This window comes from Streptomyces sp. AC512_CC834, from assembly GCF_019049325.1.
Taxonomy (GTDB): domain Bacteria; phylum Actinomycetota; class Actinomycetes; order Streptomycetales; family Streptomycetaceae; genus Streptomyces.
Window position 1 is genome coordinate 61,482 of the sequence record NZ_JAGMUO010000023.1, and the last position, 15,858, is coordinate 77,339.

Sequence of the window (15,858 nt, forward strand, 5' to 3'; positions counted from 1 at the left end):
CTCACAGGCACAGCCACCGCTGGGCGCGGCCGTTGGGCAACCGAACCCCCTCCCTCCAGAAAGGCTGCTTCATGGGCACCGTATCCCCGTCCGACACCTGGGCGTACGCCCTCCGCCTGCCACACGACCCCAGAGCCGCACGCGTCGCACGCATGACCGTACGGGCCGCCCTCGGCGGGCACGGCAGGCACGAAGTGCTGGACACCGTCGAGCTGTTGACGTCGGAGCTGGTCACCAATGCCTACCGGCACACCCGGGGACCGTGCTCGCTGCGGCTCACCGCGCTCAGCGACGGACGGCTGCGGGTCGGGGTGTGGGACAGCCACCCGCACATCCCCGCCCCCTTCGCGGAACCGCCGGACGGCCACCGCACGGCTCCCGCCCCGCCGGACGCCGGCGGCGGGCGCGGACTGCACCTCGTACAGGCGTGCGCCGACTCCTGGGGCGGTGGTCGCTGGGCGACGACCTGCTCGGGAGGGGCACCGGAAAACTGCTCTGGTTCGAGGTGCGGAATTAGCGCGGGGCGCGGTCCCCGCCGGCGTCTGGGGCGGAGCCCCAGGGCCTCCGCTTCCTGGCCGACCGAGACGGGTGGCGGGTGGGCAGAAGAGACCCGCGAAAGCGCCGCAGGCCTACGCCGGGGCGCCCAGCTCCGCCCACACCCGCTTGCCCGCGACCCCCGGCGTCCGTACGACGCCCCAGTCCAGGCACAGCCGCTGCACGATGAACATGCCGTGTCCACCGGGACGCCCGGCCCGGTGCGGGGTGCGCGGCGCCGGCTGGCCCGTGCCGCGGTCGGAGACCTCCAGCCGGATCACTTTCTTCTCGCAGGTGATCCACAGCTCGTCCGGCCCCTCGGCATGCAGACAGGCGTTGGTGACCAGCTCGGACACCACGAGCAGTACGTCCTCGGCGGCGGCCCGCTGGTCCGCGGTGGCGGAGGGCAGCCAGCCCCAGGCGTACAGCGCCTCACGGGTGAAGTCACGGGCCAGCGGAACGACCCCGCTCGCGTCCTCGAAGCTCAGCCTGCGGACCTGCCGCCCGGAAGACCCAGAAGACCCGGAAGACACAGAAGACGACGACGCGGGCGCGGACGTCCCGGACCCGGGCACGCCCCCCTCGGACACCCCGGAAGCGCCGCCGGGCTCCGGACCACGGTCGCCCGGCGAGTAGGGCCGGGTGGTGCTCATCAGCGCTTCACCTCACCGATTCACCAGTTCACGTTTCAAAGTCAGTAGACAGCAAAGTCGTACACAGCCAGTTCAGAGACTCTCCTGCCCGACCGGACCGTACGAACACCCCTGTATTCGGCACGAAACACGGGGCGGCGCGAAAACGCCCGCCCCGGTAGGCGCACGAAACCCTCCGCCGGCCGGACAAGGACCAGCTCAGCCGGACTCGTCGGCCAAGGCGGCCGCAAGCGTGTCATGAAGGGTGAAGACCGCTTCGGCCCCCGTGATCTCGAACACACGGGCCACCACCGGCTGCATGGCCACCAGGTGCACACCGCCCCCCTCGGCCTCCGCCTTCAGCCGCGCGCCGAGCAGGACGTTGAGTCCCGTGGAGTCGCAGAACTCCAGGCGCGAGCAGTCCACGACAAGCCGGTTGAATCCCTTGGCGAGGCACTCCTCCAGCGGCTCGCGCAACAGATCGGCGGTGTGGTGATCCAACTCACCCGCCGGGGTCACGACGGCGCTGGGGCCCTCTTCCCGTACCTCGACCAGAAGCCGGCCCGACTGGGCACTGCCGACCGTCCCGCGGTCCATGCCGTTTCTCTCTCCCGAGGTCGTGACTGCTGCTGACGACCTCGAACACTACGCCTTCCCACCGCACTCCGACACCCGAACAACCGCACACAAACGGACATACTTGCACATAACACACTTGCGGTCTGCTCGGTAAACCCGGTAGGGCTAGTAAGACACGTAAACCGACACGGCCGGCTTTGGAGGCGCCGCACACCGCAGTGCACGCAACTGGCTTCGGCAGCCGTATGCCGAGAACGATGGAGGACACCATGTCACCCCGGCTCGACGGATCGCGTACCCAAGAAGCGACGTCGACACTCCCACCGGAACATCTGGATCCCATCGAGCACCATGACGCGGTCGTCGACCACGACGACGCACTCGCCGGGCTTCCGGACATCCCCGCGTACGCCGAGGTCGCTCCGGCGGACGCCCGGGCCCTGTCCAAGACCCTCTTCGAGCGGCTGGAGTCGCTGGAGGAAGGCACCCACGAGCACGCGTACGTACGCAACACGCTCGTCGAGCTGAACCTCGCGCTGGTCAAGTTCGCCGCCTCCCGCTTCCGCTCGCGCAGCGAGCCGATGGAGGACATCATCCAGGTCGGCACGATCGGCCTGATCAAGGCGATCGACCGCTTCGAGCTGTCGCGCGGTGTGGAGTTCCCCACGTTCGCGATGCCGACCATCATCGGCGAGATCAAGCGCTTCTTCCGTGACACCTCGTGGTCCGTGCGCGTCCCGCGCCGCCTCCAGGAGCTGCGGCTCGACCTGGCCAAGGCCGGCGACGAGCTGGCCCAGCGCCTCGACCGCGCCCCCACGGTGACCGAGCTGGCCGAGCACCTCAGCCTGTCCAAGGACGAGGTCGTCGAGGGCATGGCGGCGTCCAACGCCTACACCGCCTCCTCGCTCGACGCCCAGCCGGAAGAGGACGACGCCGAGGGCGCCCTCGCCGACCGCATCGGCTACGAGGACCACGGCCTCGAGGGCATCGAGTACGTCGAATCGCTGAAGCCGCTGATCGCCGAGCTGCCCTCCCGCGACCGGAAGATCCTCTCCCTCCGTTTCGTCGCCGGCATGACCCAGTCGGAGATCGGCGAGGAGCTGGGCATCTCCCAGATGCACGTCTCGCGGCTGCTGTCGCGGACACTCGTACGGCTGCGCAAGGGGCTCACGGTCGAGGAGTGATCCTCACCGCGTGACGCTTGCCCTGAAGGGGGGCGGTCCGAGGCCGGGCCGCCCCCCTTCGGGCTGCCGCCGCTCTTCACGGGGAGTTGGCGATCAGCGCCGCCATCGGCAGCAGCGGGGCCAGCCCGCACAGGAGCCAGAAAGTGCGCGGCGCGAGGGACGTCCGGCGCCGCAGCGGCGCGTTGACCAGCCACCAGATCATCGTGAAGACCGCCACCACAGGGACGACGATCACGAGCCAGAGCGCCATGCCGTCGTTCTCCGTCGGCTCCCGCACGGTCCAGCCCAGTTCCGCCAGCGGCCAGTTGACCATCAGGTACCACACGAGCCAGAACGGCACGACGCCCGGAATCCCGAGCAGCACGTTCACCAGGAACGGCGTCCACCAGTACTTGGCCATGCCGCCTCCGCCGCCGGTTCACATACTGCTCACACCTTACGCACGCCCCGTCGCCACACGCCCGCGACCAGCGGCACCCCCGGCCGGTAGGCCAGGTGGACGTGGCTGGGGGCGTCGAGGAGCGTCAGGTCGGCATACGCGCCCGGGGTGAGGCGGCCGACGTCGTCGCGGCGCAGGGCCGCGGCGCCGCCCGCGGTGGCCGACCAGACCGCCTCGTCCGGCGTCATCCCCATGTCCCGCACCGCGAGCGCGATGCAGAACGGCACGGAGGACGTGAAGGACGAACCGGGGTTGCAGTCGGTGGAGAGGGCGACCGCGGCACCGGCGTCGAGCAGTCGGCGGGCGTCCGGCCACTGGGCGCGGGTGGAGAACTCGGCGCCGGGGAGCAGGGTGGCGACGGTGCGGCCGCTCGCCAGGGCGTCCACGTCGGCGTCGGTGAGGTGGGTGCAGTGGTCGGCGCTGGCGGCGTCGAGTTCGACGGCGAGCTGGACCCCGGGGCCGTAGGAGAGCTGGTTGGCGTGGATCCGGGGGTGCAGGCCCCTGGCCCTGCCCGCGGTGAGGATCGCGCGGGCCTGGTCGCCGTCGAAGGCGCCCTTCTCGCAGAACACGTCGATCCAACGGGCGTACGGGGCGCAGGCGTCGAGCATCTCGCCGGTGACGAGGTCGACGTAGGCGGCCGGGTCGTCGGCGAGTTCGGGGGCGACGATGTGGGCGCCGAGGAAGGTGACCTCGTCGGTGTGGCGGGCGGCGACGCGCAGGGCGCGGGACTCGTCGGCGGTGGTCAGTCCGTAGCCGGACTTGGTCTCGAAGGTCGTCGTGCCCTGGCGCAGCGCCTCGGCGAGGTAGCGGGTGAGGCCGGCCTCCAGCTCCGCGTCGCTCGCCGCCCGGGTGGCGGCGACGGTGGTGCGGATGCCGCCGGCGCTGTAGGGGCGGCCGGACATGCGGGCGTTGAACTCCTCGGTGCGGTCGCCCGCGAAGAGGAGGTGGGAGTGGGAGTCGACGAAGCCGGGCAGGACCGCCCGGCCGTCGGCGTCGAGGCGATTGTCAGTGGCGGGTGCTTTGCTTGATTCACCGGTCCACGTGACGCGGTCGCCTTCGATGACGACGGCCGCGTCCCGGATCAGTCCGAGTGGGGAGTTGTCGCCGAGGGAGGGGTCGTTGGTGACGAGTGCGGCGATGTTGGTGATGACGGTGCTGGCCGTGCTGGTGCTGGTGCTCATGGTGTCCGTCGTGTCCTCGTGGGAGCGGGGGCGGATGGTCATGCGCGGAGGGCTTCTGCGGCCCGCGCGAGGGCCCGGGGCACATCGGGTACGAGGGTGTGCGCCCCGTCGCGTACGACGTGCCGCCCGCCCACGATCGTGTGCCGTACGTCCGCTGCCGTCGCGGCGAATACGGCCGTCTCGGCGCCGAGCCTGGGCAGCGGCCCCGCTGTTCTGACCGAGTCCAGCGCGATCGTCGCGAGGTCGGCGCGGGCTCCGGCCTCGATGCGTCCCGTGTCGTCCCAGCCGAGGGCGGCGTGGCCGTCGGCGGTGGCGGCGCGCAGCAGGGCCGCGGCGGTCCAGTGGCCGCGGGTGTGGGTGCGCAGGCGCTCGTTCAGCTCCATCGCGCGCGCCTCTTCCAGCAGGTCGACGACTGCGTGGCTGTCGGAGCCGAGGGAGAGCGGCGAGCCCGCCCGCTGAAGCGCGGCCGCGGGGCCGATGCCGTCGGCGAGGTCACGTTCCGTGGTCGGGCACATGCAGGTGCCGGTGCGGCTGCGGCCGAGGAGGGCGATGTCCTCGTCGGTGAGGTGGGTGTTGTGGACGCCGGTGGTGCGCGGTCCGAGCACGCCGTTCTCGGCGAGGAGAGCGGTCGGGGTGCGGCCGTGGGCCTGCTGGCAGGCGTCGTTCTCGGCGGTCTGCTCCGACAGGTGCACATGCAGCGGGGCCCGCCGTTCCTCGGCCCAGCGCGCCACCGTCGCCAACTGGTCGGCGGGCACCGCCCGTACGGAGTGGATCGCGGCCCCGATCCGTGCGTGATCCCGTTCCTTGAGAAGTGAAGAGCGTTGCGCCCAGGCCTCCGCCGTGCCGTCGGAGAAGCGGAGCTGGTGGGTGCCCGGGGGTTCGCCGAAGCCGGAGGACAGATAGCAGGTGTCGAGGAGGGTGATGCGGATGCCGGCTTCGGCCGCGGCCTCGATCAGGGCCTCGCCCATCGCGTTGGGGTCGGCGTAGGGCGTGCCGCCGGGGGCGTGGTGGACGTAGTGGAACTCGCCGACGGCGGTGATGCCGGCCAGCGCCATCTCGGCGTACACCGCGCGGGCGAGGTCGAGGTACGTCTCGGGGGTCAGCCGGTCGGCGACGGAGTACATGACCTCGCGCCAGGTCCAGAAGGTTCCGGAGCCGACCTGGACGGTGCCGCGCAGGGCGCGGTGGAAGGCGTGGCTGTGGGCGTTGGCCAGTCCCGGGAGGGTCAGTCCGCGCAGGATCTCGGCACCGGGCGGCGGTGCGGGGACCTCCCGGCGGACGGCCAGGACGCGGCCGTCCGCCACCGTCACGGCGACGCCCGGCTCGACATGGGTGCCGAGCCAGGCGTGCTCCAGCCAGTACGTCCGGGTCCGCTCGGTGGAGGTCACGTGCAGGCCAGCCCTTCCAGTACGTCGGCGAGTGCGCTCACCCCGGCCACGCAGTCGTCCTCGGCGGCGTGCTCGGCCGGGGAGTGCGAGACGCCGGTGGGGTTGCGCACGAACAGCATGGCGGTCGGGACGCGGTCCGAGAGGATCCCGGCGTCGTGTCCGGCGCCGGTGCCGAGGACGGGGACCCTGAGCTCCGTGTCGCGGCCGAGGATGCGGGCGAGTTCGTCGCGCAGGGCGTGGTCGAACTCGACGACGGGCGTGAAGGACTCGCGTGCGATGTCGAGGTCGACGCCGTGGGCGGTGGCGTACTCGCGGGCGGCTTTCTCGATGCCGGTCACCACGGTGTCCAGGCCCGCCTGGTCGGCGGCGCGGGAGTCCAGCCATCCGCGCACCAGGGAGGGGATGGCGTTGACGCCGTTGGGCTCGACGGTGATCTTGCCGAAGGTGGCGACGGCACCGGCGAGTTCGGCCTCGCGGCGGGCGGCGAGGACGGTCTCGGCGTACGACAGCATCGGGTCGTGCCGGTCGGCGAGGCGGGTGGTGCCGGCGTGGTTGGCCTCGCCCCGGAAGTCGAACCGCCAGCGTCCGTGCGGCCAGATGGCGGACGCGATGCCGACGCGGTCGCCGGACAGGTCGAGGGCGCGGCCCTGCTCGACGTGGAGTTCGACGAAGGCGCCGATGCGGGCGAGCCGTTCGGGGTCGGGGCCGAGGGTGCCCGGGTCGTACCCGGCGTCCTCCATGGCCTGCGGGAGCGTGATGCCGTCGCCATCGGTGAGGCGGTGGGCCTGTTCGACGGTGAGCGCGCCGGCGGTGAGCCGGGAGCCGACGCAGGCGAGGCCGAAGCGGGCGCCCTCCTCGTCGCCGAAGTTGACGATGCCCAGCGGCCTGGTGAGCCGCGCTCCCCTCCCGCGCAGTTCGTCCAGGGCGGCGAAGGCGGAGACCACGCCGAGGGGGCCGTCGAAGGCGCCGCCGTCGGGCACGGAGTCCAGGTGGGAGCCGGTGACGACGGCGTCCCCCGCGGCCGGGTCGCCGAGCCAGGCCCACTGGTTGCCGTTGCGGTCGGTCTCGTAGGCGAGGCCGCGTGCCTCGGCCTGCTCCTGGAACCAGGTCCGGCAGTCCGCGTCGGCGCCGGTCCAGGCGGAGCGGCGGTAGCCGCCGGAGGCGGAGCTGCGGCCGACCGGCAGCAGCTCCGCCCACATGCTGTGGAAGCTCACGCGCCGTCACCCTCGCCGGTGGCGCCGTCCACGCGCGCGGCGCCGTCCTCGTGCGCGGGGCCGTCGTCGCTGCCTTCGCGCATCGGCACCCGCACGTCGCGCTCGGCCGCCACCGACTCGGCGATGTCGTACCCGGCGTCGACGTGCCGGATGACGCCCATGCCGGGGTCGTTGGTGAGGACCCGGCGGATCTTCTCCCCGGCGAGTGCGGTGCCGTCGGCGACCGTGACCTGTCCGGCGTGGAGGGAGCGGCCCATGCCGACGCCGCCGCCGTGGTGGAGGGAGACCCAGGAGGCGCCGGAGGCCACGTTGACCATGGCGTTGAGCAGCGGCCAGTCGGCGATGGCGTCGGAGCCGTCGAGCATGGCCTCGGTCTCGCGGTACGGGGAGGCGACGGAGCCGCAGTCGAGGTGGTCGCGGCCGATGACGATCGGGGCGGCCAGCTCTCCGCTCGCGACCATGTCGTTGAACCGTTCACCGGCCTTGTCGCGCTCGCCGTAGCCGAGCCAGCAGATGCGGGCGGGCAGGCCCTGGAAGTGGACGCGCTCCCCCGCCAGCTTGATCCAGCGGGCCAGCGACTCGTTCTCGGGGAAGAGGTCGAGGATGGCCTTGTCGGTCCTGGCGATGTCGGCGGGGTCGCCGGACAGGGCGGCCCAGCGGAAGGGGCCCTTGCCCTCGCAGAACAGCGGGCGGATGTACGCCGGTACGAAACCCGGGAAGGCGAAGGCCCGGTCGTAGCCGGCGAGCTGGGCCTCGCCGCGGATGGAGTTGCCGTAGTCGAAGACCTCGGCGCCGGCGTCCTGGAAGCCGACCATGGCCTCGACGTGCCGGGCCATGGACTCGCGGGCGCGGGTGGTGAAGCCGGCCGGGTCCTTGGCGGCGGCGTCGGCCATGTCCTCGAAGGCGATACCGGTGGGCAGGTAGGCCAGCGGATCGTGGGCCGAGGTCTGGTCGGTGACGATGTCGATGGGGGCGCCGATGGCGAGTAGCTGCGGGACCGTCTCGGCGGCGTTGCCGAGGACGCCGATGGACAGCGGCTTGCGCCGGTCGCGGGCCTCGGTGGCGAGCTGGAGGGCGTGGTCGAGCGAGTCGGCCTTCACGTCGAGGTAGCCGTGCTCGATGCGGCGGTCGATGGCGCGCGGGTCGCAGTCGACGCAGATCACGACGCCGTCGTTCATGGTGACCGCGAGGGGCTGGGCGCCGCCCATGCCGCCGAGTCCCGCGGTGAGGGTGATGGTCCCGGCGAGGGTGCCGCCGAACCGCTTCGCGGCGACGGCGGCGAAGGTCTCGTAGGTGCCCTGGAGGATGCCCTGGGTGCCGATGTAGATCCAGGAGCCGGCGGTCATCTGCCCGTACATGGTCAGGCCGAGGGCCTCCAGGCGGCGGAACTCCTCCCAGTTGGCCCAGTCGCCGACGAGGTTGGAGTTGGCGATGAGGACGCGCGGGGCCCACTCGTGGGTCTGCATGACGCCGACGGGGCGGCCGGACTGGACGAGCATCGTCTCGTCCTGCTTGAGGGTGCGCAGGGTGCGGACCATGGCGTCGAAGGAGCGCCAGTCGCGGGCGGCCTTGCCGGTGCCGCCGTAGACGACGAGCTTGTCGGGGTGTTCGGCGACCTCGGGGTCGAGGTTGTTCTGCAGCATCCGCAGGGCGGCCTCCTGCTGCCAGCCCAGGGCGCTCGGCTCGGTACCGCGTGGCGCTCGGACAGGACGAGGTCCGGACATGGTCTGCCTCCTGGTGGCTTGCTCCCGGCGGATCCCGGCGGATTGTTGCTACGAGTATTCATATCCTCGCTTCGTGAATAGAACTAGTCAATACGTTCGTGTCCTGCCACGGGCGCGTGCGAGTGTTTGGCTGGATGTACGGGGCAGACAGCGGGCAGACGGCGACGGTATGGAGGATCGCGTGAGCGACGGCACGGACATGAGCGGTGATCTCGGCGGCTCCGGCGGCTCCGACGGCCGCGACGCGGAGCGGGCGGCGCGGGCGGCGCGGCGGGACGAGGCGGTGCGGGCGGCCGTCGAGCAGGGGCTGCTCGGACCGCGGACACCGATCGTCGGGCTGCTGGACGTCGCCGGGATACGGGAGTCGGCGGCTGCCCTGCGGGCGGCGTTCGACGCGGTGGCGGCGCCGGGGACACCCGTGCTGCACGCCTTCGCGGTGAAGGCGTCTCCGCTGGTTCCGGTGCTGCGGCTGCTGCACGAGGCGGGCATCGGCGCCGAGGTCGCGAGCCCGGGCGAGCTGGCGCTGGCGCGGGCGGCCGGGGTGCCGGCGGAGCGGACGGTACTGGACTCGCCCGCCAAGACGCCGGACGAGCTGACGGAGGCCCTGTCGCTGGGCATCGCCGTCAACGCGGACAACCCGCAGGAGTTGGCACGCCTGGACGCCCTGGTGAAGGCCTCCCCCGACACCGCCTCACCCCTGGGAATCCGGGTGAACCCGCAGGTCGGCGGCGGCTCCATCGAGGCGCTGTCGACGGCGACGGCGACCTCGAAGTTCGGGGTGGCCCTGCGCGACGAGGGGGCGCGCGCGTGGGTGGTGCGGGCGTACCTGGACCGGCCGTGGCTGACCCGGCTGCACGCGCACACCGGGTCCCAGGGCATCCCGCTGGCCCTGATGGCCGAGGGCGTGCGCGAGACGTACGCGCTCGCCGAGGAGATCAACGAGCGGGCGGGCCGCCGCCAGGTCGACACGCTCGACATCGGCGGCGGACTCCCGGTCAACTTCGCGTCGGACGAGACGACACCGACGTACGCCGAGTACGCGCGCGTGCTGCGCGAGGCGGTGCCGGGACTGTTCGACGGACGGTACGGGCTGGTCACCGAGTTCGGGCGGTCACTGCTGGCCAAGCACGGCACGATCGTGGCGCGCGTGGAGTACGCCAAGAGCGCCGGGGGACGGCCGGTCGCGGTGACGCACGCGGGCGTGCAGGTCGCGACGCGGACGGTGTACGCGCCGGGGGCGTGGCCGCTGCGGATCGCCGCGTACAGCGGCAAGGGCCGGCCGAAGGAGGGGCCCGACGTGGTGCAGGACGTGGCCGGTCCGGCGTGCTTCGCGGGCGACCTGCTGGCCGCGGGGCGTGCGCTGCCGCTGCTGGAGCAGGGGGACTACGCGGCGGCGCTGGACACCGGGGCGTACTACTTCGCGCACCACTACGCGTACAACTCGCTGGCGCGGCCCGCGGTGTACGGGTTCGCCGGGGGCGGGGACGGGGATGGGAACGGGAGTGTCGCCTTCGCCCCTGTGCGCAGGGAGCAGGCGATCGAGGAGATCGTGGCCGAGGCGGGAGGGGAGTACGGAGACTCGCTGACCGGAGCCTTCCGCCGTGGAGGTGCGGGCGGTTCGTAGGCCCGCGCGTCCGTCGTGGCCGGTCGCGCCCACGCGGCGGAGCCCCCACTCCTGCCCCCTGCCCCCTGCCCCCGCGTCAGACCAGCGCTGCCGTCTTCCGCCTCGCTCCACCCGGTGCCGCGTCGCCCGCCGCGATGCCGGTGCTGCGGTAGGCCTTGACGGCCTTGCCCGCCGGGCGGCCGGTGTTGCCGGCGAGCCAGTCCACGCGGACCCACAGCAGGGCGTCCCCGGACTGCTCGCGGCGGCCGATCCAGGAGGACTTCAGCCACAGCCCGGCGCCGCAGCCCGCCATCAGCAGTCCGGCGGCGGCGGGTACGGCGAAGGCGCTGCCCAGGGCGGCGAGGAAGGCGAGCAGCAGCCACCAGCGGTGGCCCCGGCGCCAGTTGCGCACAGTCACCGCACGGTCCTGGAGCACGTCGTGCTTGCCGGCGCGGGCGGCCGAAGCGGCGAGGGCGGTGTAGCGCCTGCGGCGCACGGTCGCCACGACGGCCGTGGCGACGATGAAGAGCGCGGCGCCGGCCAGCACCCCGATCCGGCGTCCGGTGAGTCCCGGCACCAGCACCCCGATGCCCGCCGCGAAAACGCCCAGCCACCACATCGGCGCCGCCCCCGCCCGTACGACGACGGCGACCCGAGCCAGCCCCACCTGTCCTCCGCGCGCCACGTCCTGCCTCCCGTCCCGTTCCTGCCTGTGCCATGCCTCTGAAGGGTGTGTCAGGCGCCGCACTGTAGTGGGAAAAGCTGAGACGAGTCTGAGAACGCGTCCGCCGTCCGGGTCACTGAGCGAGCGTCACTCGACGAACAGTCCCCGCGCCGCGGCCTTCGCGTCGAACTCCTCCAGCCGGGACTGCGCGTCCGGCAGGTCGTCGCACATCGCCTCCAGCAGCACCCGGCCGAGCAGCATCGGCGCGCAGGCGGTGTCGAAGGCGAGGCCGGTGCCGACGGCGGCGGGCAGCAGCAGGTCGGACACCTTGGCGACCGGCGCGAAGGCGGAGTCGGCGACGGTCACCACCGTGAGCCCCGCCTCCTTGGCGTGCGCGAGCGCCTCGACGACCTCACGGGGGTGCCGGGGCAGGGCGAAGCAGAGCAGGGTGCTCGCCCCCGCCCGGACGGCGGCGTCGATGCGGTCGTGGAGCATCGTGCCGCCCTCGCCCAGCAGCCGGACGTCCGGGTGCACCTTGGCGGCGAAGTAGGCGAAGCCGTGCGCCTGCGCCGCGGCGGCCCGCAGCCCCAGCACGGGCAGCGGCCGACTTCCGGCGAGCAGCAGGCCCGCCTCCCGTACCGGCTCCGGGTCGGCCAGCACCTCCGCCAGGTGCCGCAGGTTCTCGATCTCGGCCGCCACGGCCTGCTGGTACTCGTTGCGGGAGCCGGTGTCGGCGACCGGTTCCGCGGGCCCGACCTCGCGCAGATGACGGCGCAGCGCCGGGTAGCCGTCGAAGCCGAGGGCGACGGCGAAGCGGGTCACGGACGGCTGGCTCACCCCCGCCAGCTCGGCCAGCTCCACGCTCGACAGAAAGGGCACGTCGAAGGCGCGGCGCACCATGCTGTGCGCGATACGCCGCTGGGTCGGCGTCAGCCGGTGCCCTTCGAAGAGCGCCTGCAGCCGCGCGGCCGCACTGTCGGTCCCGCCGGTCCCGCCGGCGCCGCCGGTCCCGCTCGACCCGCTCATGACATGGCCCCCTCGACCTATTCACGCGCCCCGGTTTCTGCATACCGTTATACAGCGAGGCGGCGGCACCGGCCGACCCCTACGGGTCCTCCCCCGCCCGAAACGGGGGCTGTCCCCAGTGCCGCGGCCGCCGCGGCTGCCTACCGTGGGGGACATGACGGGAATGGACGCGCGCGACGCCGAACTCAAGAAGGAACTCGACGCCACCCTGCAGACCCGCAGGGAGCTGGGTGAGGAGTACGAGTCCTCCCTGGTCGACTCGTTCCTGGAGAAGGTCGACCAGCGCATCGACGGGGCGGTCGAGCGCCGGGTGCGCCGACAGCTCGCGGAGCAGCAGATGACGGTGGCCCGGGACAGCCGGTCGCCGCGGCCCACGGACTCCTTCGGCGAGCGCTTCGGCTTCGGCATCGTCTCGCTGGTGCTGGCGATCCCGCTGTCCGCGATCGGCGGCGGGGTGGCGGACCTCCCCGGGATGCTGGTCGCCTGGGCCGGCATCGTCGGGGTCAACGTCGTCCAGGTCGCCCGGACCAATCCGGACCTGTTCGGACGCCGCCGCCGCGCGGGCCGGGACGACGACTGGGAGGACTGAGGGAAGAGGAAAACGGAAGACGGAAGACGGAAGACTGCGCGGGGACCGCCGCACCCCCAGTGCTGGGGGGCGGGACGACGGCGGTCCCCGCGGGGGACGCGTCCGGTACCGGGCCTCACGGCCGGGGCGGCACGTCCGTGGCGTCGTTGGAGGTCCGGGAGCCGCTCCGGAAAGTCCGTGACGCCGACACCGACTACTCTGCCGGTCCCGTGTTAAGCGACTGCTGCGTGCACGTGAAGCGCGCGTACCACTTCCGCGAAGTCCACGAAGATCACCGAGGTGCTACCGGCCCTCGGCGAGCTACATGCCCTTGGCGAGGAAGGACAGCAGGTCCTGCCGGCTCACCACGCCGGTCGGCTTGCCCTCGACCAGGACGATCGCCGCGTCGGCGGCGCCGAGCACCGACATCAGGTCCGCGACCGGCTCGCCGGAGCCGACCTGGGGCAGCGGGGCGGACATGTGCTTCTCCAGCGGGTCCTCCAGCGAGGCGCGCCCCGCGAACAGGGCGTTCAGCAGCTCGCGTTCGACGACCGAGCCGACGACCTCGGCGGCCATCACGTCCGGGTGGCCGGCGCCGGGCTTGACGATCGGCATCTGCGAGACGCCGTACTCGCGCAGCACCTCGATGGCCTCGCCGACGGTCTCGTCCGGGTGCATGTGGACGAGGGAGGGGATGTGACCGCGCTCCTTGTGGTTCAGGACCTCGGCGACGCGCGCGCTGGGCCCGGCGTCCTCCAGGAAGCCGTAGTCGGCCATCCACTCGTCGTTGAAGATCTTGCTGAGGTAGCCGCGCCCGCTGTCCGGGAGGAGGACGACGACCACATCGTCCTCGCCGAGCCGCGCCGCCACCTCGAGCGCCGCGACGACCGCCATGCCGCAGGAGCCGCCCACCAGCAGGCCCTCCTCCTTGGCGAGGCGGCGGGTCATCTGGAAGGAGTCCTTGTCGGAGACGGCGACGATCTCGTCCGCGACGTCGCGGTCGTACGCCGTCGGCCAGAAGTCCTCGCCGACGCCCTCGACCAGATACGGGCGCCCGGAGCCGCCGGAGTAGACGGAGCCCTCGGGGTCGGCGCCGATCACCTTCACCGCGCCGTCGCTGGTGTCCTTCAGGTACCGGCCGGTGCCGGAGATGGTGCCGCCGGTGCCGACGCCCGCGACGAAGTGGGTGATCCTCCCCTCGGTCTGCTCCCACAGCTCGGGTCCCGTGGAGTGGTAGTGGGAGAGGGGGTTGTGCGGGTTCGAGTACTGGTCCGGCTTCCAGGCGCCCGGCGTCTCGCGGACCAGCCGGTCGGAGACGTTGTAGTAGGAGTCCGGGTGCTCGGGGTCGACCGCCGTCGGGCAGACGACGACCTCGGCGCCGTACGCGCGCAGCACGTTGATCTTGTCGGTGGACACCTTGTCAGGGCAGACGAAGACGCACTTGTAGCCCTTCTGCTGGGCCACGATCGCCAGGCCCACGCCCGTGTTCCCGCTGGTCGGCTCGACGATCGTGCCGCCCGGCTGCAGGGCTCCGCTCTGCTCGGCGGCCTCGATCATGCGCAGGGCGATGCGGTCCTTGACCGAGCCGCCCGGGTTGAAGTACTCCACCTTGGCCAGGACGGTCGCCCTGATGCCCTTGGTGACGCTGTTGAGCCGCACCAGCGGGGTGTTGCCGACGAGGCTGATCATCGAGTCGTGGAATTGCACCGTGGTCTCCGGATGCCGCAAATGAAGGGTCGATATCGGTTCGGCCAGCCTATGGCCTGCCGGCCCGCGCCCGCCCCGTGACGGTCGTTCACCCTGCGTTGAGATTGGGCGACCGTCCGTACGGGGCAAGGAGAGGGTGTACGGGTTGGAGGAGGTGGCGGCGACGTATGACGAGCATGTCGAGGGCGAGGGTGGCCAGGCGGATCGCGGCCGGCGCGGCGTACGGCGGCGGCGGCATCGGGCTGGCCGGTGCGGCGGCGGTCGGTCTCGTGGTGGCGGAGGTGCAACTGGCCAGGCGCCGGGTGGGCATCGGCACGCCCGACCGGGTGCCGAACGCGCAGGGGCTGTACGGCGGCGCCCTGCCCACGGCCGCCGAGCCGCCGTTGCGGCTGATGATGCTGGGCGACTCCACGGCCGCCGGGCAGGGCGTCCACCGGGCCGGGCAGACGCCGGGCGCGCTGCTGGCGTCGGGGCTCGCGGCGGTGGCGGAGCGGCCGGTGCGGCTGGGGTCGGTCGCGGCGCCGGGGGCGTGTTCGGACGACCTGGACCGGCAGGTGGCGCTGGTCCTCGCGGACCCGGGCCGGGTGCCCGACGTCTGCGTGATCATGGTCGGCGCCAATGACGTCACCCACCGGATGCCGGCGACCCGCTCGGTGCGGCATCTGTCCGGCGCGGTACGGCGGCTGCGCACGGCCGGCGCGGAGGTGGTGGTCGGCACCTGCCCGGACCTCGGCACCATCGAGCGGGTGCGGCAACCGCTGCGCTGGCTGGCCCGGCGGGCCTCGCGGCAGCTCGCGGCGGCGCAGACCATCGGCGTCGTCGAGCAGGGCGGGCGCACGGTGTCGCTGGGCGATCTGCTGGGACCCGAGTTCGCGCAGAATCCGCGGGAGCTGTTCGGTCCGGACAACTACCACCCCTCCGCGGAGGGGTACGCCACGGCCGCGATGGCGGTCCTGCCGTCGCTGTGTGCCGCGCTCGGCCTGTGGCCGGCCGAGGAGGAGCACCCCGACGCCCTGCGCCGCGAGGGCTTCCTGCCGGTGGCCCGGGCGGCGGCGGAGGCCGCGTCCGAGGCGGGCACGGAGGTCGCGGCGGCGATGCCGACGGGGCCGCGGGGGCCTTGGGCGCTGCTGAAGCGGAGGCGGCGGCGCCGTGTGGCGGAGGCGGAACCCACCAGCCCGTCCGGCGTTTGAGGACGAGGCCGTTCAGGCCGAAGGGGGTCTGGGGGCGCAGCCCCCAGCTACACCCGCCCCCCAGCTACGCCCGCCCCAGCACCCGGCACGGATACACCGCCCGACCGCCGGAGGCCAAAGCAAGCGCTTGGACAGTTGCGGTCCATGTCACACCGTCGTCCCCGTGACCCAGGCCATACGTACGGGTAACTTCCCCACAGCAGCCCCGCCCGTGCCCGCACCCAC

General features: G+C 72.8%; 14 protein-coding genes and 1 pseudogene. 5 read left to right on the plus strand and 10 right to left on the minus strand.

Annotated elements, in window-relative coordinates:
* Window positions 1-71: 71 nt before the first annotated feature.
* A pseudogene (locus tag KUM40_RS42625) lies at window positions 72-517 on the plus strand (ATP-binding protein).
* A 112-nt stretch (window positions 518-629) separates the two neighbouring features.
* On the opposite strand, the gene KUM40_RS08430 reads toward KUM40_RS42625, so the two are convergent.
* Window positions 630-1,187, minus strand: a complete 558-nt coding sequence (locus KUM40_RS08430) for an ATP-binding protein (protein WP_217164586.1) — start codon at window positions 1,185-1,187, stop codon at window positions 630-632.
* Between the two features lie 198 nt (window positions 1,188-1,385).
* Window positions 1,386-1,763, minus strand: a complete 378-nt coding sequence (locus KUM40_RS08435) for an STAS domain-containing protein (protein WP_217164589.1) — start codon at window positions 1,761-1,763, stop codon at window positions 1,386-1,388.
* Window positions 1,764-2,014: 251 nt separating this feature from the next.
* Between KUM40_RS08435 and KUM40_RS08440 the strand changes: the two genes are divergently transcribed.
* Window positions 2,015-2,929 carry an RNA polymerase sigma factor SigF gene (locus KUM40_RS08440; RefSeq protein ID WP_217164591.1) on the plus strand — a complete coding sequence of 305 codons (915 nt, stop codon included), beginning with the start codon at window positions 2,015-2,017 and terminating at the stop codon, window positions 2,927-2,929.
* Window positions 2,930-3,005: 76 nt separating this feature from the next.
* On the opposite strand, the gene KUM40_RS08445 is transcribed toward KUM40_RS08440, so the two are convergent.
* Genes KUM40_RS08445 through hutU form a run of 5 tightly spaced genes read right to left on the minus strand, consistent with a single transcriptional unit; the run spans window position 3,006 to window position 8,875 of the window.
* On the minus strand, window positions 3,006-3,329 hold the full coding sequence (locus KUM40_RS08445) for a hypothetical protein (protein WP_217164593.1): 324 nt from the start codon (window positions 3,327-3,329) through the stop codon (window positions 3,006-3,008).
* A gap of 29 nt (window positions 3,330-3,358) precedes the next feature.
* The gene (gene hutI / locus KUM40_RS08450; RefSeq protein WP_254394772.1) at window positions 3,359-4,591 is read right to left on the minus strand and encodes an imidazolonepropionase; all 1,233 of its coding nucleotides are present in this window, start codon (window positions 4,589-4,591) and stop codon (window positions 3,359-3,361) included.
* Window positions 4,588-5,937 carry a formimidoylglutamate deiminase gene (locus tag KUM40_RS08455; protein ID WP_217164595.1) on the minus strand — a complete coding sequence of 450 codons (1,350 nt, stop codon included), beginning with the start codon at window positions 5,935-5,937 and terminating at the stop codon, window positions 4,588-4,590. The genes hutI and KUM40_RS08455 overlap by 4 nt, the downstream gene beginning before the upstream one ends.
* Window positions 5,934-7,151 (minus strand): allantoate amidohydrolase, encoded by a 1,218-nt coding sequence (locus tag KUM40_RS08460; protein ID WP_217164596.1) that lies wholly within the window; start codon window positions 7,149-7,151, stop codon window positions 5,934-5,936. The genes KUM40_RS08455 and KUM40_RS08460 overlap by 4 nt, the downstream gene beginning before the upstream one ends.
* Window positions 7,148-8,875, minus strand: coding sequence for a urocanate hydratase (gene hutU, locus KUM40_RS08465; RefSeq protein ID WP_217164598.1), 1,728 nt, complete (start codon window positions 8,873-8,875; stop codon window positions 7,148-7,150). The genes KUM40_RS08460 and hutU overlap by 4 nt, the downstream gene beginning before the upstream one ends.
* Window positions 8,876-9,074: 199 nt before the next feature.
* Here hutU and KUM40_RS08470 point away from each other — a divergent pair, with 199 nt between their 5' ends.
* Window positions 9,075-10,499 carry a diaminopimelate decarboxylase gene (locus KUM40_RS08470; RefSeq protein ID WP_217164759.1) on the plus strand — a complete coding sequence of 475 codons (1,425 nt, stop codon included), beginning with the start codon at window positions 9,075-9,077 and terminating at the stop codon, window positions 10,497-10,499.
* A gap of 76 nt (window positions 10,500-10,575) precedes the next feature.
* Here the strand turns inward: KUM40_RS08470 and KUM40_RS08475 are convergent, their stop codons facing one another.
* Complete coding sequence (locus KUM40_RS08475) at window positions 10,576-11,163, minus strand: hypothetical protein (RefSeq protein WP_217164601.1); 588 nt, start codon at window positions 11,161-11,163, stop codon at window positions 10,576-10,578.
* Window positions 11,164-11,289: 126 nt separating this feature from the next.
* A complete protein-coding gene (locus KUM40_RS08480; protein ID WP_217164603.1) occupies window positions 11,290-12,168 on the minus strand; it encodes a MurR/RpiR family transcriptional regulator in 879 nt (292 codons plus the stop codon).
* A gap of 163 nt (window positions 12,169-12,331) precedes the next feature.
* Here KUM40_RS08480 and KUM40_RS08485 point away from each other — a divergent pair, with 163 nt between their 5' ends.
* Entirely contained in the window at window positions 12,332-12,757 is a 426-nt protein-coding gene (locus tag KUM40_RS08485) for a hypothetical protein (protein WP_217164761.1), read from the plus strand.
* A 300-nt stretch (window positions 12,758-13,057) separates the two neighbouring features.
* Here the strand turns inward: KUM40_RS08485 and KUM40_RS08490 are convergent, their stop codons facing one another.
* Window positions 13,058-14,443, minus strand: a complete 1,386-nt coding sequence (locus tag KUM40_RS08490; protein ID WP_217164605.1) for a cystathionine beta-synthase — start codon at window positions 14,441-14,443, stop codon at window positions 13,058-13,060.
* A gap of 167 nt (window positions 14,444-14,610) precedes the next feature.
* On the opposite strand from KUM40_RS08490, the gene KUM40_RS08495 reads away from it, so the two are divergent.
* The gene (locus KUM40_RS08495; RefSeq protein ID WP_217164607.1) at window positions 14,611-15,633 is read left to right on the plus strand and encodes an SGNH/GDSL hydrolase family protein; all 1,023 of its coding nucleotides are present in this window, start codon (window positions 14,611-14,613) and stop codon (window positions 15,631-15,633) included.
* Window positions 15,634-15,858: the final 225 nt, after the last annotated feature.